Consider the following 25,247-nt stretch of genomic DNA (forward strand, 5'->3'; position numbering starts at 1 on the left):
ACCCTTATACGCGTTCAACGCCAATCAGGATGGCAGTTTCCGGGTCCAGAACCGGCAGGGCAAGCCCCGCCTGCATCAGCCATTCGCCGCTCACCGTCTGCGGGGATTCCATCCACGCCGGCAGTTTGCGCATGGTGTGCCCCCCCTCACCGGTCAGGCGAATATTGGGGTGATCGAGCAGCGTGATGCGGTACTGCGCGCTGGCTGTCAGCCCCGGCATACGCAGCGGCATCATCAGAGTGTAATCAGGCATTGCCAACTGGCTGACAATGAACAGCCCCTGACGCTGGTCCTGACTCACTATCCCCTGCGCCAGCGTGGTGCTGTCGGGCATATCCACCCGCCACTGGGTGCCGTGGTGGATCACCTCGCGCCACTGCTTATGCAGGGCCGCATAGTGCCGGTAGCCTTCGCGCTCCTGCTCATCCACGGCGAGAGGGTCCAGCTCCAGCCCCATATGGCCAAACAGCGCCGTCAGGCCACGGAAGGCGATACTGTGCTGGCGGAAGGTGGCATGGCATTTATGATGACCGATATGCGCGCCCATCACTTCCGGCGGGAAGAAGTAACTCATGCCACGCTGGATAGTGTTGCGTTCCAGCGCGTCATTGTTATCCGATGCCCAGAAGCGATGGCAGCGGGTCAGGACTTCATAATCGATACGCCCGCCGCCGGAAGAGCAGGATTCAAATTCCACATGGGGGAAGCGTTCGCCCAGGGTATCCAGCAGGCGGTAGAACTGTCGGGTCTGGGCATCGGCAGCGGCTTTGCCGTTATGGCCCGGCTGCACCAGCTCACGATTCATGTCCCACTTCACATAGTCCACCGCGTGCTCACCCAGCAGCCAGCTCATGCGCTCCAGCAGATAATTGAAGGCAGCAGGAATGTTGAGGTTCAGCACCCACTGGTGGCGGCCAGTGGCCTGCTCATAACCCGGTAAGGCCAGCACCCAGTCCGGGTGAGCGCGGTACAGATCGGAGTTGGGATTAATCATCTCCGGCTCGACCCAGATGCCAAACTCCATACCGAGGCTTTTGACGTGATTAATCACCGGCGTTAAGCCGTTGGGGTATTTCTGCTCGTCGAGATACCAGTCGCCCAGCGCCGCATGGTCGTCATTGCGCCCTTTAAACCAGCCATCATCGATGATAAAGCGCTCCACGCCCAGCGAGGCCGCTTCGTCTGCCATACGCATGATGTACTCAGGATCGTGGTTAAAGTAGATCCCCTCCCAGGTATTGAGGTGTACCGGGCGCGGTTTGTTCTCCGGGAAGCGAATGATGTTGTCACGCAGATAGCGGTGGAACTGCTGGCTCATGCCGTTCAGCCCCTGGGCGGAGTAGCTGGCGTAAAGGCGTGGCGTCCACAGCGTTTCGCCCTCCTCCACCGCCATTTCACCCGGCAGATAGAGCGCTTCGGCCTGCAAATAACGACGGCCATCGGTTTTGGCCTCCGCGCGCAGACGATGGTTGCCGCTCCAGCCCAGATGGACGCCCCAGACGTCACCGTGCATTTCGCTAAAGCCCGGCGTGCCGCTGATCAGCGCCGGGAAATGCTCATGGGAGCTGCGGCCGCGGCGGTTTTCAATCACAAAGCTATCGTGCTCCAGCAGCAGGCGATGCGGCTGGAATTCGCGGATCCAGCGGCCATGAAACGCCATAACTTCGCGGGCACGTTCCGCCAGTGGCAGGGTGACGGCCAGGCGGTCAACCTGCCACGGCTGGCTTTTGAGATTGGTCAGGCCGTGGCGAATCGCCAGTACGCCGCTGTCATCGAGGGCGATCTCACTGGTCAGACGCAGGCCAGCCTGGTCATCTTCGGCGGTGAGGGTCAGGGTTTGTCCCTGCTGCGATACCGCGACGGTACGGAACTGCGGCGAGCCATCCCGCCCCTGGCGGTGGCCTTCAATGCCCGGCGCGCCGAACAGACCGTGACTGAGTTCAGCCATAAGCGTGACCGGCGAATCAACATCCAGTCTGCCGTTGGCAATCGGGCGGGAAAGCGTTTCCGCATCCTGCGGCGAAAAGTGGCGAAGGTGCGGCCCCCAGTAAAGAATTTCGGCGAACGGGTGGGTTTTGATCACCACATCAACCGTTTCGCTCGCGAGTCGTAATACTGCCTCTTGCATCGGACATCTCCTGTCATCGGGATATCCTGAGTGTTGATCCGAAACGTTTCGGATACAAACCAAAACGTTTCGGATTTGTGATCGGGTTTAGATATTGGGGAAATTTATGCCGTCTGACCCGGCGAGAATTCTGGCTGCCACAGCACCTGAAGCTGGCTGATTTCTTCTCCGTTAATCAGCTGAAGGACCATATCGGCGATCTGCTTGCCCACCCCCTGGCGGGTGGACTGGATCACTGCCGCCACGTCGATATCGACAATGCTGTCCTGCGGCAGGCCATCGTAGACCACCAGCGCAACGGCATCCTCGCCGGTTAAGCGCCCCATCTGCGCCAGCGCCATCGCGGCACCGTCGCCATGGGTGTTGCAATCGGTGACGATCGCCGTGGGAGCGACATCCAGCGCCAGCAGTTCCTGCGTGGTGGTGTAGCCTGCCCGGCGTGAAGGAGGCATGGTGCGCAGCCATTCGCTGGAAAGGCCCGCTTCTTTCAGGGCGTCAAGGTAGCCCTGACGGCGCTGGGTAATAAACGCCTGATTGTTGCTCTCACCCAGCAGCGCAATACGCTGATGCCCGCCCTCGATTAAGCGCCGGGTTGCGTTGAAGGTGCCCGCATAGTTGTCGAAATCGAACCAGGCGTAGGGCTTTGGCAGATGGCTGCGGCCCAGTGCCAGGAACGGGAATCCGGCGGCCTGCAGTTGCTCGAGGCGCGGATCGTTATCCAGGGTATGGGCCACGATCAGCGCATCCACACGGCGGCTTTGCACCATGCGCATGTAGCTGTGTTTGTCGGCCAGATCGTCATCGGCAATCAACAGCAGATCGATCTCATGTTGCGCCAGTTCGTGGCTAATTTCGCCAACCATGTCCATAAAGACGCTGTTATTGAGCGGAACGGGATGCACCGGAAAGACCAGCCCCACGGCGTCGATTTTGCCCATCTTCAAACGGCGGGCAAAGGTGTTCGGGCGATAGCCGCGGCGCTGCGCTTCGGCTTCCACGCGGGCGCGCGTCTCGCTGGAAACGTCAAAATAGCCGTTGAGGGCGCGGCTCACCGTCGTTACCGACAGTCCCAGTTCTTTAGCAATGGCTTTAAGCGACATGATTATCCGTGTCTTCGTGTGTCAGTTTTGTTCCGCCACCATAAGCGCCAGGGTATCTGGCTCAAGCGCTTTGAAGAGATGCGGCTGGTCGGCAGGATAGCAAATATAGTCTCCAATCCCGAGCGCTTCCGGTGCGTCGGTGAGACCAACCAGTGCCTTTCCCTTCATGATGACAATATGCTCAACCGAACCCGGCGGGTGCGGATGGGAAATACGGTCAGCCCCGGGCTGCGCCATCAGGATATAGATATCGCGTCGCGCACCAGGCGGACAGGCCGCCAGTAAAATGGCCTCATAATTGGCCTGTTCAGCAATGACTTTCGTCCCTTCGCCAAGGCGGATCACCTGGGTAGTGGGCTGTTGCGGTTCGAGCAGACGGGCAAAAGGGATATCCAGCGCCACGCACAGCGACCATAAGGTTTCGAGGCTAGGATTACCATTCCCGGACTCCAGCTGGGAAAGGGTGGATTTGGCGATCCCGGCACGGCGAGCGATTTCCGCCAGTGAAAGCCCGGTCCGCATGCGCTCCCGCACCAGACTTTTAGCGATTACGCTGATTGGCTGCGTCATAATGGGTCTCGTGTTCTATAAAACGAACAAATCGTTCATCTTGATAAACGAATATGATGCGTTCATTATAATGGATACTCGTTCGATATGGCTAAATATGTATGAAACAGACTTTCTCTTGTCTTAACGGCGACACCATCAAGGCGATTATTCTCGTGTGTCTGGCGGTGGGCGTTGTGGGGATGTCCTACGGCTCGCTGGCGATGGCGTATGGCTTCCCGCTGTGGGTGCCCTTTGTGCTCTCCATTTCGGTGCTGGCAGGTGCATCGGAATTTATGTTTATCGGCATCGTCGCCAGCGGGGGCAATCCCCTTGCCGCAGCGGCGGCCGGGCTGCTGGTTAACGCCCGCCATGTGCCGTTTGGCGTAACGGTGCGCGATCTGGTGGGTAAACGCGGCGCCAGCTTGCTGGGCTGCCACATCATGAATGACGAAAGCGTGGTGTTTGGCCTGTCGCAAAAAACGCCGGAACAGCGTAAAGCAGCCTACTGGCTCTGCGGTCTGGGAGTCGCCATCATCTGGCCGCTGGGCACACTACTGGGGGCGATGGTCGGCAAACTGCTGCCGGAGCCGGAAACCATCGGGCTGGATGCGGTGTTCCCGGCCATTTTACTGGCCTTAGTCGTCCCCGCCTTTAAGAACCGCACAACGCTTATCCGCGCCTGTAGCGGTGCTGCGCTGTCGCTGGCCGCCGTGCCCTTTGCACCAGTGGGGCTGCCGGTGCTGCTCTCTCTGCTTGGCCTCGCGGCGAGGAAAAAATAATGGAAAACATGACCGTTTTTATTCTCGGCATCGCCCTGCTGTCGGCGGGCACCTACCTGATGCGTCTCGGCGGAGCCAAACTGGGCAGCCGGTTAGCGTTGTCTGAACGCGCCCAGGCCCTGCTGTCGGATGCAGCAACGGTGCTGCTGTTTTCAGTGGCGCTGGCGACCACCTTCTATGAAGGGGAACATTTTGCCGGGATGGCGCGTGTGCTGGGTGTGGCCTTTGCGGTGTTTCTGGCCTGGCGCAAGGTGCCGTTGATTGGGGTGATCGTCGCGGCAGCCGTGGTGACGGCCTTGCTGCGTCTGGCAGGTATAAATTAAAAAAGCGCCCCGGGGGCGCTCTTTCGACAAAAACGTTGCTTTTATTTGTTCAGTTCAGCGGTCATGTGTACACGGTTACCGGCGAAAGCCTGAGTAATAGTGTAAGAAGACGCGCCTGCCTGTTCAGCCTGAGCGGCGATTTTGGCTTCTGCGCCATCAATGGTGCTGGCGGATGCGGTAACAGACTGCGCTGCGAAAGAACCGAAAGATGTTGCCAGAGCGATTACTGCTACAAAAGTTTTGATGCTTTTCATGATAGAGACCCTTGCGATTAGTTGTTGGTGTAAGGCACCGTGCCTTGATGTGATAAATAATAGGCCTCATCACCGACAACTGAAAGCGGAAGGATTTGCTAAAATAATTCAAATTTATTGAACAACATTCAACCGCTGTGGGTGGGTATAGATCGTGGCTTTTCCCGGCTTGCAGAATCCCACCAGCGTCAGGTTGCAACGCTCGGCCACCTCCACTGCCAGCGTGGTGGCGGCAGATACCGCAAACAAAATCTCGACCCCGCACATGGCCGCCTTTTGCACCATCTCGTAGCTGGCCCGGCTGGAGACCAGCGCAGCCCCCTGCTGCCAGACGGCGCTCTCTCCCGCGCGGCGGCCCAGCAGTTTATCCAGCGCCACATGGCGTCCGACATCTTCATGCCCGCCTGCGATCTCGCCCGACGGTAATACCCAGGCGGCGGCGTGGGTGCAGCCGCTCAGATTGCCGACCGGCTGTACCACGTGAAGGTTGTTCAGCGCCATATCAAGGTTCGCCAGGCTGAAGGTCTGGCTAAAAGGCAACGGGGTGATGGGTTTGCCAATGTCGTTCAACTGCTCCACACCGCACACACCGCAGCCGGTGCGTCCGGCCAGCGCGCGGCGGCGCTCTTTAAGGGCCATAAAGCGACGGCTGGAGAGTTCAATTTGCACCTCCATGCCGTTGCAGACCTGCACCACATCCATCCCGTAAATCTCCTGCGGGTGGTCGATAATGCCCTCAGAGAGTGAAAAACCGATGGCAAAGAGCGTCAGATCTTTTGGCGACGCCATCATTACGACGTGCGAGATACCGTTGTAGACCAGCGCCACGGGCACCTCTTGCGCAATCCAGTCCGGGATAGGTTGGTTGAGTTGAGGGGGTCTGCGTACCTCGCACGCCACGACGCCGACGGGCTGGGAGGAGGTATCTCGGATTTGTTTTAGCACGACTTCGTTCCTGGGCAACTTCGCAATTAAGGGGGCTATTGCAGCATAAATAGCAGCGGTTCGCCCCAGAGATGGATCAATTTTTCGTCCGGGCGTCCGTAGACCGGTTTTACCTCCTGGGGAGGAGGAGATCGAATGAGTTGATACAGTCTTGTAACACACAAAATCAATAACGTGATTTAGTTCACATTTCTAAATTAGCAAGCTTAGAATTCGTTCACTTTGTTTTAACTACATTCAAACAAGCCTACCGACAATATGGTATTCTGCGCTCTATCCCTCAAGGAATTGTGGGAATACAAAATTCCAACCCTTTGCGGTTATTTTGTAACCGTAAAGTAAAACTCTAAATACCCAAATAACACGTGTTGCAGGCAAGCAGCAAAACGCGCCTGCGGCTCGCCTTATTAAGGTAGCAATGTCGAAACAAGGAGTGACCATGCAGGTCAGCAGAAGGCAGTTCTTTAAGATCTGCGCTGGCGGTATGGCAGGCACCACGGCGGCGGCACTGGGCTTTGCGCCCGGCGTAGCGCTGGCGGAAACTCGGCAGTATAAACTGCTGCGCACCCGCGAAACCCGTAACACCTGTACGTACTGCTCTGTCGGCTGTGGGCTGTTGATGTATAGCCTCGGCGACGGTGCAAAAAACGCCAAAGCATCTATCTTCCATATCGAAGGTGACCCGGATCATCCGGTTAACCGCGGGGCGCTTTGTCCGAAAGGGGCAGGTCTGGTGGACTTCATTCACTCGGAAAGCCGCCTGAAATTCCCGGAATATCGCGCGCCAGGCTCTGACAAATGGCAACAAATCAGTTGGGAAGAGGCGTTCGATCGCATCGCTAAACTGATGAAAGAAGACCGCGATGCCAACTTTATGGCGCAGAACGCAGAAGGCACCACCGTTAACCGCTGGCTCTCCACTGGTATGCTGTGTGCCTCTGCTTCCAGTAACGAAACCGGCTATTTAACCCAGAAGTTTACGCGCGCACTCGGTATGCTCGCGGTCGACAACCAGGCGCGTGTCTGACACGGACCAACGGTAGCAAGTCTTGCTCCAACATTTGGTCGCGGTGCGATGACCAACCACTGGGTCGACATCAAAAACGCCAACCTCATTGTGGTGATGGGCGGTAACGCCGCTGAAGCGCACCCTGTCGGGTTCCGCTGGGCGATGGAAGCCAAAATCCACAACGGTGCGAAACTGATTGTGATCGATCCCCGCTTTACGCGTACTGCGTCAGTGGCGGATTTCTACACCCCTATTCGTTCAGGTACTGACATCACTTTCCTGTCAGGCGTACTGCTGTACCTGATGACCAACGAAAAATACAACCGCGAATACACCGAAGCCTATACCAACGCCAGCCTGATCGTGCGTGAGGATTACCACTTCGAAGATGGCCTGTTCAGCGGTTACGACGCCGAAAAACGCAAGTACGACAAAACCAGCTGGAACTACGAGCTGGATGAGAAAGGCTTTGCGAAACGCGACACCACTCTGCAACACCCGCGCTGCGTGTGGAACCTGCTGAAAGAGCACGTTTCCCGCTATACGCCGGAGGTGGTGGAAAACATCTGTGGGACGCCGAAAGCCGACTTCCTGAAGGTGTGCGAGATGATCGCTGAAACCAGCGTTCACGATAAAACCGCGTCGTTCCTGTATGCCCTCGGCTGGACGCAGCACTCTATCGGCGCGCAGAACATCCGTACCATGGCGATGGTTCAGCTGCTGCTCGGCAACATGGGGATGGCGGGCGGCGGCGTGAACGCCCTGCGCGGTCACTCCAACATCCAGGGTCTGACCGATCTCGGCCTGCTGTCACAAAGCCTGACCGGTTATATGAACCTGCCAAGCGAAAAACAGACCGACCTGCAAACCTACCTGACGGCCAGCACGCCAAAACCGCTGCTCGAAGGCCAGGTGAACTACTGGGGCAACTATCCGAAGTTCTTCGTCTCAATGATGAAGGCCTTCTTCGGTGACAAAGCGACGGCGGAAAACAGCTGGGGCTTTGACTGGCTGCCGAAGTGGGACAAGGGCTACGACGTTCTGCAGTATTTCGAGATGATGCACCAGGGCCAGGTTAACGGCTATATCTGCCAGGGTTTTAACCCGGTGGCGTCGTTCCCGAACAAGAACAAGGTTGTCGCCTCTCTGTCGAAACTGAAGTTCCTGGTCACCATTGACCCGCTCAATACCGAGACCTCGACCTTCTGGCAGAACCACGGTGAGTCGAACGACGTCGATCCGTCGAAGATTCAGACCGAAGTGTTCCGTCTGCCGTCCACCTGCTTCGCGGAAGAAAACGGTTCTATCGTCAACTCTGGCCGCTGGCTGCAGTGGCACTGGAAGGGCGCGGACGCCCCGGGCATCGCCATGAACGACGGCGAGATCCTGGCCGGTATCTTCTTACGCCTGCGTAAGATGTACGCCTCTCAAGGCGGCGCGAACCCGGAACCGGTGCTGAACATGACCTGGAACTACTCGACGCCGGAGAACCCATCCCCGGAAGAAGTGGCGATGGAGAGCAACGGTAAGGCGCTGGCAGATGTTATTGACCCGGCTACCGGTGTTGTTCTGGCGAAGAAAGGCGATCAGCTCAGCACCTTCGCGCACCTGCGTGATGACGGTACCACCTCCAGCGGCTGCTGGATCTTTGCCGGAAGCTGGACGCCGAAAGGCAACCAGATGGCCAACCGCGATAACGCCGACCCGTCAGGGCTGGGCAATACGCTGGGCTGGGCATGGTCCTGGCCGCTGAACCGCCGCATTCTTTATAACCGTGCGTCTGCTGACCCGCAGGGCAACCCGTGGGATCCGAAGCGTCAGCTGCTGAAGTGGGACGGCGCGAAATGGGGTGGCGTGGATATTCCTGACTACAGCACCGCGCCTCCGGGCAGCGATGTCGGGCCGTTTATCATGCAGCCTGAAGGGATGGGACGTCTGTTTGCTATCGACAAGATGGCGGAAGGGCCGTTCCCGGAACACTACGAGCCGTTTGAAACGCCGCTGGGCACCAACCCGCTGCACCCGAACGTGGTCTCTAACCCGGCTGCCCGTATCTTCAAAGGCGACTTTGAAGCGCTGGGTAAAAAGGACAAGTTCCCGTATGTCGGCACCACCTACCGTCTGACCGAGCACTTCCACTACTGGACCAAGCACGCGCTGCTTAACGCCATCGCGCAGCCGGAACAGTTCGTGGAGATCGGCGAGAAGCTGGCGAACAAGCTCGGCATTGCCCACGGCGATACCGTGAAGGTCTCTTCCAACCGCGGCTACATCAAAGCCAAGGCGGTAGTGACCAAGCGTATTCGCACGCTGAACGTAAACGGTCAGCAGGTAGATACCATCGGCATCCCGATTCACTGGGGTTACGAGGGCGTGGCGAAGAAAGGGTTCATTGCGAACACCCTGACGCCATTCGTTGGTGATGCGAACACGCAGACGCCGGAGTTTAAGTCCTTCCTCGTGAACGTGGAAAAGGTGTAACGGAGACGACTTATGGCTTATCAATCGCAAGACATTATTCGTCGTTCCGCGACTAACAGTTTCACCCCCGCGCCTCAGGCGCGGGACCACCAGCAGGAAGTGGCGAAGCTTATCGACGTAACCACCTGTATCGGCTGTAAAGCCTGTCAGGTGGCCTGTTCGGAGTGGAACGACATCCGTGACGAAGTGGGTCACAACGTCGGGGTGTACGATAACCCAGCCGATCTGACCGCTAAGTCCTGGACGGTGATGCGCTTCTCGGAAGTGGAGCAGAACGACAAGCTGGAGTGGCTGATCCGCAAAGATGGCTGTATGCACTGCGCGGACCCGGGCTGCCTGAAGGCCTGCCCGTCCGAAGGGGCAATCATTCAGTACGCCAACGGCATTGTCGACTTCCAGTCTGAGCAGTGCATCGGCTGCGGCTACTGCATTGCGGGCTGTCCGTTCGACGTGCCGCGCCTGAACCCGGAAGACAACCGCGTCTACAAATGTACGCTGTGCGTCGACCGTGTGAATGTCGGCCAGGAGCCAGCCTGCGTGAAGACCTGTCCAACCGGCGCCATTCATTTTGGCTCCAAAGAGGACATGAAAACGCTGGCGGGCGAACGCGTCGCTGAGCTGAAAACCCGCGGTTACGACAACGCTGGCCTGTACGATCCGTCCGGGGTTGGTGGTACGCACGTGATGTACGTGCTGCACCACGCCGACAAGCCGAATCTGTATCACGGCCTGCCGGAGAACCCGGAAATCAGCGCCACGGTTAAGTTCTGGAAAGGCATCTGGAAGCCGCTGGCTGCCGTCGGTTTTGCCGCGACGTTCGCTGCAAGTATCTTCCACTACGTCGGCGTTGGTCCGAACCGCGCGGAAGAGGAAGACGACAACCTGCATGAAGAGAAAGACGAGGTGCGCAAATGAAAAGACGTGACACCATCGTGCGCTACACGGCGCCGGAACGTATCAACCACTGGGTCACCGCCTTCTGCTTCATGCTGGCGGCGATAAGCGGGCTGGGGTTCTTCTTCCCCTCCTTCAACTGGCTGATGCAGATCCTCGGTACGCCGCAGCTGGCGCGCATCCTCCACCCGTTCGTTGGGGTGGTGATGTTCGCCTCGTTCATCATCATGTTTTTCCGTTACTGGCACCACAACCTAATCAATCGGGATGATATCTTTTGGGCGAAGAATATTCGTAAGATCGTCGTCAACGAGGAAGTAGGTGATACCGGACGCTATAACTTCGGCCAGAAATGCGTATTCTGGGCGGCGATTATCTTCCTGGTGCTGTTGCTGGTCAGTGGTGTGATCATCTGGCGTCCGTACTTTGCGCCTGCTTTCTCAATCCCGGTGATCCGATTTGCGTTAATGCTGCATTCATTTGCCGCAGTGGCGTTAATTGTGGTTATCATGGTGCATATCTACGCCGCCCTCTGGGTGAAAGGCACCATTACCGCGATGGTGGAAGGCTGGGTTACTAAGACGTGGGCGAAGAAACATCACCCGCGCTGGTACCGTGAAGTCCGCCAGAAACAGGAAAAGTCATCTGAATGAGTATTCGCATAATCCCGCAAGATGAGCTGGGTTCGAGCGAGAAACGCACGGCGGAAGTGATTCCGCCGCTACTGTTCCCCAGACTGAAAAACCTCTACAACCGCCGCGCTGAACGCCTGCGCGAGCTGGCTGAGAACAACCCGCTTGGCGATTATCTGCGCTTTGCCGGGCTGATCGCCCATGCCCAGGAAGTGGTGCTGTACGACCATCCGTTGCAGATGGACCTGACCGCGCGCATCAAAGAGGCGAACGCTCAGGGCAAACCACCGCTGGATATCCACGTCCTGCCGCGCGATAAGCACTGGCACAAGCTGCTGAATTCGCTGATTGCCGAGCTAAAGCCCGAGATGAGCGGCCCTGCCCTGGCGGTGATCGAGAATCTCGAGAAAGCCTCTGAGCAGGAGCTGGAGCAGATGGCGAGCGCGCTCTTTGCGTCCGATTTTGCGTCGGTCAGCAGCGATAAAGCGCCCTTTATCTGGGCCGCCCTGTCGCTCTACTGGGCGCAAATGGCGAGCCTGATCCCAGGTAAAGCCCGCGCCGAATACGGCGAAGCACGCCAGTTCTGCCCGGTGTGCGGTTCGATGCCGGTCTCCAGCATGGTGCAAATCGGGACGACCCAGGGGCTGCGCTATCTGCACTGCAACCTGTGCGAAACCGAGTGGCACGTGGTGCGCATCAAATGCAGCAACTGCGAGCAGACCCGCGATCTGCACTACTGGTCGCTGGAGAATGAGCAGTCTGCGGTGAAAGCCGAAAGCTGCGGCGACTGCGGCACCTACCTGAAGATCCTGTACCAGGAAAAAGACCCGAAAGTGGAGGCCGTCGCTGACGATCTCGCTACCCTGATTCTGGACGCAAAAATGGAGCAGGAGGGCTTTGCCCGCAGCTCTATTAACCCGTTCCTGTTCCCGGGTGAAGGGGAGTAATTCCCTGTGATAGTGCCGGGCGGCGCATGGTTGCCCGGCCTGTCAATCCCAAACTCCATCCGTTTCTGGACATCACAGCCGCTTGACATAGCGCTATTTTTTCAGAATTCATTTAGCCGCTAAACGTAGAAAACCCACCTTCACTGCGTCACTATCCCTGCAACAAAACATTACATTATGTAAGGGAAAGTGTTGAAAATGGAATTCCGGCTATTACGATTACGGATTAAGAGAACCGTCTTTTTCATCTGCGCGCTTCTCAGTCTTTCATCAACGGCTGTCGCCGCACCGGCCGATGCGCAATTTATCCTTCAGCAGCAACGCCAGCAGGCACTGGAAGACCAGCTAACGCCTCAAACGCCCGACGTTCGTCTGCCCTCTCCTGCGAGAAGTGACGATAGCGGTGAATTTGCAGCCGAAACGCCCTGCTTCACGATTCATGACGTCACGCTGTCTGGACAGGATGCGTTCCCGCACTGGGTGCCGCTGCAACGCATGGCGAATCAGGCTGTGGGTAAATGCCTGGGTGCTAAAGGCATCAACCGCGTCATGAGCCTGCTGCAAAACCGCCTTATCTCCCACGGCTGGACAACGGCACGCGTGCTGGCTCCCTCGCAGGATTTAAAAAGCGGGCATTTAGCGCTGGCGGTTATTCCGGGCAAAATCCGCCACGTCTCGTTAACCGACGACAGCAGCCGCTGGCTGTGGCTGTATAGCGCCTTCCCCGCGCACGACGGCAACCTGCTGGACCTGCGGGATATTGAGCAGGGTCTGGAGAACCTTCAGCGCCTGCCCACCGCTCAGGTCAAGATGGACATCGTTCCGGCCGAACAGCCCGGCGAAAGCGATATCGTGATTACCCGCCAGCAGAGCAAGTTTTGGCGGCTTGGCCTGTCGCTTGATGATTCAGGCACCTCATCCACGGGCCGCTATCAGGGCGGGATGACGCTTTCGCTGGATAACCCCCTGGCGCTGAGCGATCTCTTCTGGTTCTCCATTAACCACGACCTCCAGACCGGGCCGGAAAAAGGCAATCAGAACCTCAGCGCCCACTGGTCCGTTCCTGTGGGCTGGTGGGCATTTTCCGTCACCGGCAGCGACTATCACTATCACCAGTCCGTCGCCGGGCTAAACGGCGACATTCGCTACAGCGGGAAAAGCCAGAGCCTGGTGGCGCAGGCCAGCCGGGTGCTGCACCGCAGCAGCGCGCAGAAACCCAAGCCAGCTCAACGGTTACATCGAGGTGGCCGGACGAAAAGCCGACGTGGTCATCGCCAGCCCGTCGGGCATCACCTGCGACGGCTGCGGCTTTATTAACGCCGGGCGCGCCACGCTGACGACCGGCACCGCCCAGATGCAGGATGGCCGGATAACTGGATACCAGGTGGAGCGCGGTGACATTACCGTGAACGGCAGCGGGCTGGACTCTACCCGCCAGGAGCACACCGACATCATCGCCCGGGCGGTTCAGGTGAACGCCGCCATTCACGCACAGGATTTACGCGTCACCACCGGGCGCAACGCGGTGGATGCGGCTCATGAAAAGGTTTCCGCCCTTGCGGATAAGGGTGCGGCAAAACCCGCGCTGGCGCTGGATGTCGCGCAGGTCGGCGGCATGTACGCCGGGAAAATCCGCCTGCTCGGAACGGAAAAAGGCGTCGGGGTGCGCAACGCGGGCAATATCGGCGCGGAAGCCGGGACGGTCACCCTCTCTGCCGACGGACGCATTGAGAACAGCGGCGCCCTCTGGTCTTCAGCGGACGCGACCCTCTCCAGCACGGCCTCCGTGCAAAACAGCGGTTCGATTGCCGCTGAGCATAACGTCAGCCTGACCGGCACGGAGATCGCCAGCACCGGCACGCTGGCTGCGGGCGTGCTGTCCGATGGCAGCATCGGCAATGATGGCAATCTCACGCTGAACGCCAGTGGCACGCTCAATATGCACGGCCTGAATGCGGCAGGCGGAAACATCAAAGCCGTGGGTCAGGGGCTGGATGCATCAGGCAGCGTGACGCAGGGTAACGCCATTACGCTTGACGCCGGACAAGGCAGTCTCAGCACTGAAAACGCGCAGATCGTTGCCCGGGACACGCTTAGCGCGGCCACCTCAGGCACACTCGACAATAACGGTGGCCTGCTCGCCGCCGACCAGCTCACGCTCTCGGCAAAACGCCTGCAAAACCAGAAAGGTCAGATAAGCCAGAGCGGTACACGGGCGCTGACGCTGAACCATCAGGACGGCATTGATAATCGCGAGGGCGTGATTGCCGCCAACGCCACGGTCAACGTTAACGCCGCGTCGCTGGATAACCGCAAGGGCCAGGTTGTCGCCGCCGATACCGGCACCCTGACCATAAAAACGACTGACCTGACGGACAACCGCGAGGGCGAACTGGCGGCGGCAGACAGCCTCAGCGTGACCGCCAACAGGCTGGACAACAGTGGAGGCTTTATCGGCGCTGAACAAGGCCGTGTCGGGCTGACCAGCACCAAAGCGCTGATGAATGCCGGCGGGACGATTGCCGCCCGCGATACCCTGACGCTCGACAGCGCCGGGTTGAATAACGATGAAGGTTTGATTCAGTCTGGTGCGGACACGATCGTCGATACCCACGGCAACAGCATTTCAAACAGAGATAACCAGACGACGGGCGGCATCGTCAGCTTTGGCAAACTGCACGTTAACGCTGGCAGTATTAACAACCAGCACGGCATGCTTGCCGGGGTGAAAGAGACTGAAATTTGGGCCAAAAACGTAGATAACCGCGACGGCACGCTGGCCTCTGATTCTACCCTGCAACTGCATGCGCATGCCGTTGACAACCAGCGCGGTACGCTCAGCACCGGGAACGACCTGTCGCTGGCGCTGGCTGATAACCTGGACAACCGCAACGGCACCCTCAGCGCGGCTGGCTCGCTGAGTATTCATGCCGGGGCGCTGGATAATACGCAAGGTACGCTGGTATCCGGTAAGGATGCGCGAATAGACACGTCCCGGATAACTAACCAGAGAGGGCTGATTGCCGCCCGGAGCGATCTTGCAATCACCGGGCAAAGCCTGAACAACGACAGCAGCGGGCTGGTACAGAGCGGGAGCGATCTCACCCTGGCCGTTGAACATATCAACAACCGCAACAGTGGCGATATGGGCGGCATCGTGAGCCAGGGCAACCTGTCGATCAAAACGACCGATCTGCAAAATGATGCGGGCGTCATCCTCACCGAAAAACAGGCCACGCTGGACGCCACACGCTTTAGCAATATTGCCGGAACGCTGTTTGCCCTGGATACGCTGGCGCTGGCCACACACAGTGATAGCGACAACCGTCAGGGGATCATTCAGGGAAGCGGGATCGTTCTTGATACCCACGGCTATCAGCTGGATAACCGCGAGGGGACGCTCTACAGCCTGGCGGCCATGCAACTTGCTACCGCCGGGCTGAACAACCAGAACGGTACCCTGGGCGCAAAGGGTGATTTTTCACTGCTGGCAACCTCGCTGGATAACCGTTCCGGCGGGCGTCTGGTTAGCGAACAGGCAATGGCCCTCACCCTCGACCGTCTTGATAACCAGGACGGGCAGATCCAGTCTCTGGGTAAGCTGGTGGTGAACGCCGTATCAGGCGCAATCGACAACACGCTGGGCCTGATCCGCAGTGGCGCAACGGTGACGCTCAACGCAGCCTCACTGCTCAACCGCAATACTCAGGCCGAAGAAAAGGGCATTGAAGGGCTGGATGTGACAATCCATAGCCAGCAGCTCGAGAATGCCCAGGGAACGGTGCTGGCAGGCAAGACACTCTCCATCACCAATGTCGGAACCCTCGATAACACGCAGGGCGAGCTGTCCGCCGCTGGCAAGCTGTCGCTAAGTGGAGCAGCCATGCGGCTCCTCAACACCGATGGTGTGGTCATCGGTGGCGAGCGCGTGAACATTGACGCGAGCGATGTCACGGGTGATGGTCAGTTGCTGTCGCTGGGCGACATGGCGCTTCGCACACGCCAGGCCTTTAACAACACGGGTGATATTATCGCCAACGGCAGCGTCACGTTTACCACGCCAGGCCGCGTGACCAACGCCGGTAATCTGCTGGCCGGTACAACGCTTGACCTCACTGCCACCAGCCTCTTCAACGCAGCTTCCGGTGAAATAGCCGCGGGTGCAACCTGGCTATCAGTTGCCGGTTCGCTCGACAACTATGGCCTTATTGATGGTAGCCAGACGTGGCTGCGTGCCGGGACCTTAACGAACGCGGGCACCGGCCGTATCTATGGCGACCATCTCTCGCTGCAGGCTACCACGCTGAATAACCTGGCTCAGGGCGGAAAAGCGGCGACCCTCGCCGGGCGTCAGCGTGTGGATATTGGCGCAGACACCATAAACAACCGCGATCATGCGCTGATCTACAGCGACGGTGCGCTGGCTATCGGCGGACAGATCGATGCCCGTGGTTTTGCCACCGGTCAGGCGAAGACGCTGAACAACCATAGCGCAACGATTGAATCTGCGGGTGATATGGCGCTGTCCATCAGCCAGATTAATAACGTCAACGATCGTTTCAGCACCGAGGTGGCGCTGATCTCCACGGAGGAGATGCACGAGTATCAGCACAGGGGATCGCCTGACCGCTGGGACGCGAATACCGAAGGGGTTTTTGTCGACCGTAACTCTGCCGACCGCTTGCTGAATCTCAACACCCCGGACGATACCGGGGCCAATAATGATAACTTCTACGAATACCGCTACACCCGCACCATCGAAGAAGAGGTAATCACCGAGAGTGACCCGGGAAAAATCCTCTCCGGTGGAAATATGCTGATCGCTGCACACCAGGTGCTGAACGATAAAAGCCAGATTGTGGCAGGAGGAACGCTCGGCATCTTCGCCGATTCAGTAGATAACGTGATGCCAGAAGGCAGCCGCTGGATCACCGATGCAGGCTCGGTGACGCACTACAGCCGTAAATCCAAAAAAGGCGGTGACTCTCAGGGTAAGAGCACCTCAGACTACACGCCGCCAGTGGTGATCCAGTCCATCACCCTCAACCCCGGACGCATGGAGGGCAACAGCCAGGCTGAAGGCAGCGACATTTCCCTCTCCCCTGCCACCGCGCACGGAACGGACGCCACGCTCCATGAAGTGGGTAGCCTGACGGTTGGCGTTGAAACCACCGTACCCGGACAGGGGGCGTTGTCCCCTGAACTACCTGCCGGACATACCCCAGCGAAATGGCTCGAAACGCCTGCCAGCGATGCGCAGGGCGTGGTGATCCGTGCGGCAGGGCCAGACACCCGACTGCCAGACAGCAGCCTGTTTAATACCCTACCCGATCCGTCGGCGGCGTATCTGGTTGAAACCGATCCACGCTTTACCAACAACAAAACGTGGCTCGGCAGCGACTACATGCAGAATGCGTTCGCGACAGATCCAAACAACGTGCATAAGCGACTTGGTGACGGCTATTACGAGCAGCGACTGGTGCGCGAGCAGATCATCGCCCTCACCGGCGGGCGCTATCTGGGCGACTACCGCGATGACGAGACCCAGTTCAAAGCACTTATGGATGCGGGTATTGCTTTCGGACAAGAACATCAGCTTATCCCGGGCGTGGCGCTCACCGCCGAACAGATGAGCCTGCTGACGGAGGACATGGTCTGGCTGGTGAATACACGGGTGCAGCTTGCAGACGGCAGTTGGCAAACCGTGACGGTGCCGCAGGTGTATGTTCGCGTACAGCCTGGCGACATTGACGGTTCCGGCGCGCTGATGGGGGGCCAGAACGTCGTGATGAACCTGAACCGTGACCTGGTCAACAGCGGCACAATTCATGGCCGTGAAGTGGTCCAGCTTAGCGCCGACAACATCACTAACAGGGCGGGGACGATTCAGGGGGCAGACGTCAGCCTGCTCGCCCGTACGGACATCAATAACATCGGCGGCACAATTTCCGGCAACCATTCCGTACTGGCCTCTGCCGGACGGGACATTAACATCACTACCACGACCCGCAGCGCACAGAGCACCGCCGGGAAAAATAGCTTTGAACGCACCACTATTGAACGTGTGGCGGGGATCTACGTCCAGGGCGATGACGGTAAGCTGGTATTGAACGCCGGGCGCGATCTCAGCCTGACCGGGGCGCAGGTGGTGAACAGCGGCAGCGACAGCCAGACGGTGCTTAACGCCGGGCGGGATCTGAACCTGTCGACCGTTACCACCTCGACCAGCGATAACCTGACGTGGGATAAAGACAACTGGCTGAAGCAGTCCGTCACGCAACAGATGGGAAGCCAAATCTCCGGGGCTGGCGACGTTACGATGATAGCCGGACGCGACGTGAACGCGCAGGCAGCCTACGTCGAGGCGGGTAACCAACTCGGCGTGGGTGCGGGCCGTGATATTTCCATCACGGCCGCCACTGAACGCAGCGAGTTTGAGTCGCACCATAAATCCACCGGCAGCAGCGGCGCGCTGTCGAAAAAGACCGTGACCACCCACGATGTGGTCAACCGTGAGACCGCACAAGGTACCCTGTTCAGCGGCGACACCGTGATACTGCAGGCAGACAATAATCTGCTTGTTCAGGGCAGTAATATCGTTGGCGATAACGATGTCCACCTGGCGGCAGGCAACAACCTGACCCTGACCACGGCGGAAGAGCACAACCAGGAGAGCCATCAGCGACAGGAGAAAAAATCGGGCTTCTCCGGCACGGGCGGCATTGGTTTCAGCTACGGCAAGCAGAGCCTGAAGGTCACTGACACCGCGCAGGACACCACGCATCGCGGCAGCACCATCGGCTCCATTAACGGCAACGTCACCCTGAGCGCGGGCAGCGACCTGAACGTCCACGGCTCGGAGCTGATTGCCGGGCAGGACATGACGCTGGCCGGGAAAAACGTCAGCATCACCGCCGCCAGCGACAGCGGCACCCAGACCCACACCGTTGAGCAGAAAACCTCCGGCCTGACCCTTGCGCTCTCCGGCGCGGCGGGTGGTGCCCTCGACAGCAGCGTCCGCACCCTGAAGCAGGCCGGTGAGACAGACAACGACCGCCTCGCCGCCCTGCAGGCGGTGAAAGGCGCCCTGACCCTCGGACAGGGTGCACAGGCCGTCGTGCTCGACCAGGCCACCGGCGACCAGAAGGGCAATGACAACACCATCGGCGTCAGCCTCTCTTACGGCAGCCAGTCGTCAACATCCACCCAGACCAGCACGCAGACTACCGCAAAAGGCAGCAGCCTCACCGCCGGGAATAACCTCACCGTGGTGGCAACGGACGGCGACCTGCTGGTTCACGGCAGCCAGCTTGATGCCAGCAATGACCTGTGGTTACAGGCGAGCCAGGACGTGAACCTGATATCTGCCCTGAACACCTCCACGCTCGACGGCAAAAACGAAAGCCACGGCAGCAGCGCGGGCGTGGGTATCGGCTATGGCTCCGGCGGCCTGGGCATCAATGTCTCCGCCAGCGTCAACGGCGGCAGGGGGACAGAGCGCGGCAACGGCACCACCCACACCGAGACCATGGTGAACGCCGGGGAGACACTCAGCATCGTCAGCGGGCGCGACGCCACCCTCGCCGGGGCGCAGGCCAGCGGGAAAACCGTCGTGATGGATATCGGGCGTAACCTGACCCTCGTCAGCGAACAGGACACCGACAGCTACGACAGCAAACAGCAGAACGCCAGCGCGGGCGGCAGCTTCACCTTCGGCTCGATGAGCGGCTCCGCCAGCGTTAACTACAGCCGCGATAAAATGACCAGCGACTATGCCTCCGTGAAGGAGCAGACCGGCATCTTTGCAGGCTCCGGCGGGTTCGACATCACCGTGGGCGACCACACGCAACTCGACGGCGCGGTTATCGCCTCCACCGCCGAGGCGGACAGGAACCGTCTCGACACCGGAACGCTCGGCTGGCGCGATATTCACAACACCGCTGAATACGAGGTAGAGCATCAGAGCGTGGGCATCAGCACCGGCGGCAGCATCGCCGGGCAGTTCGCCGGGAACATGGCAAGCAACCTGCTGGCCGGGGCGGACAGCAGCGGCAGTGCGGAGGGCACGACGCACGCGGCTGTCGGGGAAGGAACCATTACCGTTCGTGATGGCGCAAACCAGACGCAGGATATCACCACCCTCTCCCGCGACACGGCGAATGCCAACGGCAGCATCGACGCCATCTTCGATAAGGAGAAAGAGCAGCGCCGGATGGAGGAGGCGCAGCTTATCGCGGAAATCGGCATGCAGGTGGCGGATATCGCCCGTACCCAGGGCGAAATCGCGAAGCAGGAGGCCATGAAGGACCCGGCCGCCCTCAGCGCCGCAGAGGAGAAGCTGAAAGCCGAAGGCAAGAGCAACCCGACTCCGCAGGAGATAGCCGACCAGGCCGGACGCACGGCAATGGAGCAGTACGGGACGGGCAGCGACATGCAGCGCGCCATCCAGGCGGCCACCGCAGCCGTTCAGGGGCTGGCGGGCGGCGACATGACCGCCGCGCTGGCCGGGGCTGCCGCTCCGTACGTGGCGGAGGTTATCGGGCACCGTTCCGGGCTGGACGACACGATGGAAAAAGCTGCCGCCCACGCAGTGGCGAATGCTGTGCTGGCCGCAATGCAGGGGAAAGACGCGCTCGCGGGTGCCGCGGGTGCCCTGGCCGGGGAACTGGCAGGGACGATTGCGCTGGAGATGTACGGGAAGGATGTTGCTGCGCTGAGTGAAAGTGAAAAGCAGACCATCAGCGCCCTGGCGACCCTTGCCGCAGGAATAGCGGGCGGCGTTGCGGGCGACGGCACGGCCAGTGCCATTGCGGGGGCCCAGACCGGGAAGACGGTGGTTGAGAATAATACGCTGAGTATACCGTCGGGTATGATGAATTACGGACAGGCCGCTGCTTCATGGAACCAGTACGCAGTAGATAACAATCTGACGCCAGAACAAACGCAGGCAGGGCTGAATAAGCTGGCAAAAGGTGATTTACCGGAAGGTGCTAATATCAGCAAAGCCATTGTTGAAGGTTATCAGGACGGTGTATTTATCGCCGATGCATTCTATCTTGCGCCTCAAATAGCGATAGCCAAAGGTATTATCGGAGCGGTAATTGGAGGTGGGGCAAACTCGGCTTTCCAGTATATGAATATGGCACCTGACGGTGAGTTTAGTTATTATAGCGCAACTGTTGCAGCAGGGGCAGGTTATCTGGCTCCGGGATATAATATTGGCGGGAACACTCTGATTAATATGGGCGGAGCCTTTATGACTGATGGACCGAGCTTGTCTGGTCAGGGAGGCGCTATTGCAGGTTCACTGGCTGGGGGAACTTTCGGAAAATATGCGCCGGACTTACTTGCGCCATATGCTGGTAGCGCTTCTGGTGTTTTAGGTGATATAGGCGCGGCACTGATATTCGAGTCGATAAATGACAGAACGAAAAATATTGTCAATGAGAAAGAGAAAAAACAATGAAAAGAAAAATGACTTTGAGAATATCTATCTTCTTATTTTTTTATCTTTTTACTGCATTTTTTCTGTTAGGTATTGCAGCAAGAATTGTAACTGGGTTTATTGCTTCCGGTGAGATATATCTACTTCAGGAAGAATTAGTTAAATCGGCAAAAATGAGTTTTGTAGCAGGGGCTTTAGGAACATTGGTTTCCTTCATCTTCTACAAAATAGACGAGTACAATGCTCGTAAAAAGCCGCCCACAGGCCCTGACAAGTGATCCAGGCGACTAAAACCCCCGCCTTCCAAAGCGGGAATTTTTGCTTTTTATTCGTCTTCACAGCGTATCAAGCAGTCATCATTAGGAGCCAAAACACAACAAACAACGAAAGCAATTAATTCATTCGATGAATGTGAAGGATAATGTCACTCTTAGCGCAAAAGCTCGTGAATCTTCTAATTTCAACCAGTTCAGTAAAGCTGAGGGGCCATTCAGGAGTCACTGGGTATTTGGCCCCCTAACTGCGGTGCTTATGGCCCTGTAAATAAAGTCACGCTACCGACGGGTGCAACTATTTATCGATATGGATACCCAGGCGGCAGTTTTATGTCATCTGTTGGTGTACCTTTTGAAAATCGAGAATTACCTTAATCTTATGAAACGACGAAACCGTACTTTCAGTACGAAATTATTATATTAATACCAGATATCCCAAGATCAAAGAGCTTGCCATGGTTCGGACAAAAGTACTGGTACTCAATATGAACTACTTAAATCAATTGAATATTTTCTGGATAACGATTAAATGAAGTGAGTGAATAAATGAAGGTTCACGAACTTATAGATCAGGATTATGGCCTTTCAAAGAAAATGAAACCAAGCAATATTCTTTGTGATTTCGGTGACATTAGAGCCTCTTTCCCCTCTGAATATGGCGGAAAAAAAATTGAACCAGTTATTAAGGATTCGCTGAAATGAAATACATCAATGAAAAAGCATTAAATCTTCTGATGTTATTTATCGTATGTGTAATGGGAATTACAATTACATTCTTATGTATAGCACTGTCGGTGGACATTTTAGTTTGGATACTGACTGGCTCTTTTGATTTAACAAAAATAGAGATATTAAAAATCATTAAAATTGGCTGTGCTATTGGCTCTTTTACTGGCGCGATTTTTGTTATTGCTAATCTATTAAAATTAAGGGGGTTTTAAGGGAGGAAAGCCGCCGCCCACGCAGTGGCGAACGCCGTACTGGCCGCGATGCAGGGGAAAGACGCACTCGCAGGTGCCGCGGGTGCGCTGGCCGGGGAGCTGGCCGGGGAGCTGGCGCAGCTTATCACGGAAATAGGTAGAAAGAATGGGAACTTATGACAGCAATCTGAATAGGATTAAGGACTACTATATGTTTGGCATTTTCCCAGAGGATAAACCAGTGGATGTTGAGGGTGAGCTTGTCTTACCTGCATCAATAGTTATTGATGATTTTTCAGAAATAATCAATATCCCTTTATCTTACTGGAATATAAATGACTATAAAAAATCATGGTTAAGCTCACTTGAAAGTGGTTTGGCAAGTAAGAAGCATGCTACTTTAGTTGTCTCAATGTATGAACCTGACCACACGAATTTTATATTCACTTGGGTTTTATATTTCCATGGAAATAGAGTTTTCGTGCAAAACGAAATATTATTCCTCGATGAACATCCTGATTTTACAGTGGATAAAATCAATGATTTTATGGAACCACGCGTTACTCATAATGAAGATGGTATGAAAATATCTGAATGGTGTACCGATCTAAAAAGTGTTTTGGATTTTATCAATAGTCTTAACGATTAAAAATCATCTGGCCGCCTCGCCGGGATTCGCCTTGAATCACTACTTCCGGCACATTTTCACCGGTTAATCTCCCGCGTCACACACCGCCCCAGGAACTTCCCCAACCCCTTATGCACTTCCAATTTATTTATACAGGTGATACTTAGACTTTCCAGACCCTTTCACAGCCAATAAATATTCACCGCCCCCTCTCCATACTCAGCAAATAAAAAAACACATTCATAACCAAGCTATAAATATCTTCCTAAAAATAGATCGCCAGGGCTAAACCCTCTCTTTTTACTTTTACTACCCCTTTAAAATCCCCTCGTCAAAAACACTAAGGGAATATATAAATGAATAAAATATCTTTGGCGATATTTCTGGCATTCACCATGGCAAGTGGGGCAACCTTCGCTAACGAACAAACGTTATCTCTTGGCTATGCACACGCCGATGTGCAAAACTTTAACAATCTAAGCGGTGTAAACCTACAATATCGCTACGAATTGAGCTCGCCGTTAAGCATCATTGGCTCTTTTACCTACATGCAGGGCGATGGTTCCACTCAATATTATGTGGCTAATGACTTCGTAAAAAACGATGTTGATGTGAAATATTATTCCGTACTAGCTGGTCCGTCATACCGTATTAATGATTATATCTCCCTGTATGCCCTGGGCGGTATCGCTTATGTCAAAGCAACGGGAACGACAAAGTGGATTAACGCTACGCTGGACTATACCGGTCATGACAGTCTTTCTGAAAAATCGACCTCTTTTGCCTATGGCGCAGGTCTAATGATTAATCCAGTCGAAAATGTCTCGATGACGCTCGGCTATGAAGGAACAGAAGCCGATCTGAATGGTAATTACGCCATCAATGGGTTTATTTTGGGTATTGGCTACCGCTTCTGATATCACGTGAGAGTTATCTTCTGAAAAGATAACTCTCTTTAAATATCCCTACTCCTCTTCATTCCCCCCTTCCTCATACGCGCCATAGGGCTTCGCAGGCAGAACAATATAGGTGCCTTCAAACACCGCGCCCGGCGTTTCATCGCCGAACAGCTCAACCTGCATTTGTACGCGCGCCTTGCGGCCACGTGCCAGACGGTCGAGATCGCCGCCCAGTGCGCCGAGGTCAGCTACCGCGCTTGGCTTACCGCTGATCGGGGCGCTGTAACGAATATGGGCATCGGCAAGAATAATCGTGCCGCCAAGATGGCGCTCGCGCAGCATCAGCCAGATAAGCCCCCAGCCGGTGAGCGTGGCCAGAGAAAACAGGCTGCCGGCAAACAGCGTATGGTGCGGGTTCTGATTGCCGATCTCCGGCATGGTGGTGATAAATTTTTGCCCGGTGTACTGCTGAATGCGCACCCCCATCTTTTCGCTCAGCGGGATGTGCTGATACCAGGCCTGCTGCAGCTGACCGCACCAGTCGGCACGATGCAAAATATCATCCAGCGAAGCGATGGGTTTGATCATCAAAAAGTGGCGAATCGGGGTGGTTTGCGGCGTAGTGATTTCGCCCTGGTTTATAAAACCCAGCTTGGCAAAGAACTCGACCGCATCTTCACGCGCGCTACAGGTGACGCGCTTCACGCCCTCCTGACGGGCAACAGACTCCAGCGTCATCGCCATCAGCGTACCGAGACCTTTATCCTGTACGCTGGGGTGCACCGCCATAAAGCGAATGGAGGCTTCATTATCAGCGTTGATATACAGCCGCCCGACGGCGACAAGGTTGCCCTCTTCATCCATGACCATCTGGTGATGCGCCATGGCGTCCCAGGCGTCGCGCTCCGACCCTTTCGGCTGATGCAATGGCTTACGCAGCATCTCCCAGCGGAACTGATAATAAAGCGCCAACTCTTCTTCCGTTTGCGGTACTCGAAGGTGATACATAGCTGTAGTCTCTCTTGTTACCCGCGGC

At 56.8% G+C, this 25,247-nt stretch carries 17 protein-coding genes and 1 pseudogene; 12 read left to right on the top strand and 6 right to left on the bottom strand.

From position 1 onward, the window contains the following. Positions 1–4: 4 nt before the first annotated feature. From ACF8PE_RS08670 to ACF8PE_RS08680, 3 genes are all read right to left on the bottom strand, one after another. Positions 5–2,128, bottom strand: coding sequence for an alpha-galactosidase (locus ACF8PE_RS08670; protein ID WP_032615344.1), 2,124 nt, complete (start codon positions 2,126–2,128; stop codon positions 5–7). 104 nt (positions 2,129–2,232) lie between these two features. Continuing rightward, positions 2,233–3,228: a substrate-binding domain-containing protein gene (locus ACF8PE_RS08675; RefSeq protein WP_032615346.1), complete on the bottom strand. Its 996-nt coding sequence runs from the start codon at positions 3,226–3,228 to the stop codon at positions 2,233–2,235. Between the two features lie 21 nt (positions 3,229–3,249). Then, entirely contained in the window at positions 3,250–3,798 is a 549-nt protein-coding gene (locus tag ACF8PE_RS08680) for a helix-turn-helix domain-containing protein (protein WP_032615348.1), read from the bottom strand. A 101-nt stretch (positions 3,799–3,899) separates the two neighbouring features. On the opposite strand from ACF8PE_RS08680, the gene ACF8PE_RS08685 reads away from it, so the two are divergent. Together ACF8PE_RS08685 and ACF8PE_RS08690 are read left to right on the top strand one after the other, a co-directional pair. Then, on the top strand, positions 3,900–4,559 hold the full coding sequence (locus tag ACF8PE_RS08685; RefSeq protein WP_032615350.1) for an AzlC family ABC transporter permease: 660 nt from the start codon (positions 3,900–3,902) through the stop codon (positions 4,557–4,559). Further along, positions 4,559–4,882, top strand: coding sequence for an AzlD domain-containing protein (locus ACF8PE_RS08690; protein WP_059306944.1), 324 nt, complete (start codon positions 4,559–4,561; stop codon positions 4,880–4,882). Before ACF8PE_RS08685 ends, ACF8PE_RS08690 begins: the two co-directional genes overlap by 1 nt. Before the next feature lie 41 nt (positions 4,883–4,923). Here the strand turns inward: ACF8PE_RS08690 and ACF8PE_RS08695 are convergent, their stop codons facing one another. Both ACF8PE_RS08695 and fdhD read right to left on the bottom strand, forming a co-directional pair. After that, positions 4,924–5,136 carry a DUF1471 domain-containing protein gene (locus ACF8PE_RS08695; RefSeq protein WP_032615353.1) on the bottom strand — a complete coding sequence of 71 codons (213 nt, stop codon included), beginning with the start codon at positions 5,134–5,136 and terminating at the stop codon, positions 4,924–4,926. 114 nt (positions 5,137–5,250) lie between these two features. Then, a complete protein-coding gene (gene fdhD / locus ACF8PE_RS08700) occupies positions 5,251–6,099 on the bottom strand; it encodes a formate dehydrogenase accessory sulfurtransferase FdhD (RefSeq protein WP_267958133.1) in 849 nt (282 codons plus the stop codon). 421 nt (positions 6,100–6,520) lie between these two features. On the opposite strand from fdhD, the gene fdnG reads away from it, so the two are divergent. The 10 genes and pseudogenes from fdnG to ACF8PE_RS08750 all read left to right on the top strand — a co-directional run bounded on the left by fdnG (position 6,521) and on the right by ACF8PE_RS08750 (position 24,229). Then, the gene (gene fdnG / locus ACF8PE_RS08705) at positions 6,521–9,571 is read left to right on the top strand and encodes a formate dehydrogenase-N subunit alpha (protein WP_392494781.1); all 3,051 of its coding nucleotides are present in this window, start codon (positions 6,521–6,523) and stop codon (positions 9,569–9,571) included. Between the two features lie 12 nt (positions 9,572–9,583). Continuing rightward, positions 9,584–10,486, top strand: coding sequence for a formate dehydrogenase subunit beta (gene fdxH / locus ACF8PE_RS08710; RefSeq protein ID WP_032615361.1), 903 nt, complete (start codon positions 9,584–9,586; stop codon positions 10,484–10,486). Further along, a complete protein-coding gene (fdoI, locus tag ACF8PE_RS08715) occupies positions 10,483–11,118 on the top strand; it encodes a formate dehydrogenase cytochrome b556 subunit (RefSeq protein ID WP_032615363.1) in 636 nt (211 codons plus the stop codon). Before fdxH ends, fdoI begins: the two co-directional genes overlap by 4 nt. Continuing rightward, positions 11,115–12,044 carry a formate dehydrogenase accessory protein FdhE gene (fdhE, locus tag ACF8PE_RS08720; RefSeq protein WP_059306941.1) on the top strand — a complete coding sequence of 310 codons (930 nt, stop codon included), beginning with the start codon at positions 11,115–11,117 and terminating at the stop codon, positions 12,042–12,044. Before fdoI ends, fdhE begins: the two co-directional genes overlap by 4 nt. A gap of 198 nt (positions 12,045–12,242) precedes the next feature. After that, positions 12,243–13,259 (top strand): annotated as a pseudogene (locus tag ACF8PE_RS08725) (ShlB/FhaC/HecB family hemolysin secretion/activation protein); the annotation flags it as partial. Positions 13,260–13,287: 28 nt separating this feature from the next. Continuing rightward, positions 13,288–21,510, top strand: a complete 8,223-nt coding sequence (locus tag ACF8PE_RS08730; protein ID WP_392494777.1) for a hemagglutinin repeat-containing protein — start codon at positions 13,288–13,290, stop codon at positions 21,508–21,510. Continuing rightward, the gene (locus ACF8PE_RS08735; RefSeq protein WP_059306936.1) at positions 21,507–21,767 is read left to right on the top strand and encodes a hypothetical protein; all 261 of its coding nucleotides are present in this window, start codon (positions 21,507–21,509) and stop codon (positions 21,765–21,767) included. Before ACF8PE_RS08730 ends, ACF8PE_RS08735 begins: the two co-directional genes overlap by 4 nt. A gap of 695 nt (positions 21,768–22,462) precedes the next feature. Next, positions 22,463–22,705 (top strand): hypothetical protein, encoded by a 243-nt coding sequence (locus tag ACF8PE_RS08740; protein ID WP_032615377.1) that lies wholly within the window; start codon positions 22,463–22,465, stop codon positions 22,703–22,705. A 190-nt stretch (positions 22,706–22,895) separates the two neighbouring features. Further along, on the top strand, positions 22,896–23,333 hold the full coding sequence (locus ACF8PE_RS08745; RefSeq protein ID WP_032615385.1) for a hypothetical protein: 438 nt from the start codon (positions 22,896–22,898) through the stop codon (positions 23,331–23,333). 335 nt (positions 23,334–23,668) lie between these two features. Continuing rightward, entirely contained in the window at positions 23,669–24,229 is a 561-nt protein-coding gene (locus ACF8PE_RS08750; RefSeq protein WP_312080165.1) for an Ail/Lom family outer membrane beta-barrel protein, read from the top strand. A 48-nt stretch (positions 24,230–24,277) separates the two neighbouring features. Here the strand turns inward: ACF8PE_RS08750 and fabY are convergent, their stop codons facing one another. Continuing rightward, positions 24,278–25,219: a fatty acid biosynthesis protein FabY gene (fabY, locus tag ACF8PE_RS08755; protein WP_032615389.1), complete on the bottom strand. Its 942-nt coding sequence runs from the start codon at positions 25,217–25,219 to the stop codon at positions 24,278–24,280. Positions 25,220–25,247: the final 28 nt, after the last annotated feature.

This window comes from Leclercia sp. GLN_9 (assembly GCF_043105735.1).
Classification (GTDB): Bacteria; Pseudomonadota; Gammaproteobacteria; order Enterobacterales; family Enterobacteriaceae; genus Enterobacter; species Enterobacter adecarboxylatus.

Coding starts and splice junctions, on each gene's coding strand:
- ACF8PE_RS08690 (WP_059306944.1), top strand. CDS start 4,559: ATGGAAAACATGACCGTTTTTATTCTCGGCATCGCCCTGCTGTCGGCG.
- fdxH (WP_032615361.1), top strand. CDS start 9,584: ATGGCTTATCAATCGCAAGACATTATTCGTCGTTCCGCGACTAACAGT.
- fdoI (WP_032615363.1), top strand. CDS start 10,483: ATGAAAAGACGTGACACCATCGTGCGCTACACGGCGCCGGAACGTATC.
- ACF8PE_RS08750 (WP_312080165.1), top strand. CDS start 23,669: ATGAATAAAATATCTTTGGCGATATTTCTGGCATTCACCATGGCAAGT.
- ACF8PE_RS08680 (WP_032615348.1), bottom strand. CDS start 3,798: ATGACGCAGCCAATCAGCGTAATCGCTAAAAGTCTGGTGCGGGAGCGC.
- ACF8PE_RS08685 (WP_032615350.1), top strand. CDS start 3,900: ATGAAACAGACTTTCTCTTGTCTTAACGGCGACACCATCAAGGCGATT.
- ACF8PE_RS08670 (WP_032615344.1), bottom strand. CDS start 2,128: ATGCAAGAGGCAGTATTACGACTCGCGAGCGAAACGGTTGATGTGGTG.
- ACF8PE_RS08735 (WP_059306936.1), top strand. CDS start 21,507: ATGAAAAGAAAAATGACTTTGAGAATATCTATCTTCTTATTTTTTTAT.
- ACF8PE_RS08675 (WP_032615346.1), bottom strand. CDS start 3,228: ATGTCGCTTAAAGCCATTGCTAAAGAACTGGGACTGTCGGTAACGACG.
- ACF8PE_RS08745 (WP_032615385.1), top strand. CDS start 22,896: ATGTTTGGCATTTTCCCAGAGGATAAACCAGTGGATGTTGAGGGTGAG.
- ACF8PE_RS08695 (WP_032615353.1), bottom strand. CDS start 5,136: ATGAAAAGCATCAAAACTTTTGTAGCAGTAATCGCTCTGGCAACATCT.
- fdhE (WP_059306941.1), top strand. CDS start 11,115: ATGAGTATTCGCATAATCCCGCAAGATGAGCTGGGTTCGAGCGAGAAA.
- ACF8PE_RS08740 (WP_032615377.1), top strand. CDS start 22,463: ATGAAATACATCAATGAAAAAGCATTAAATCTTCTGATGTTATTTATC.
- fabY (WP_032615389.1), bottom strand. CDS start 25,219: ATGTATCACCTTCGAGTACCGCAAACGGAAGAAGAGTTGGCGCTTTAT.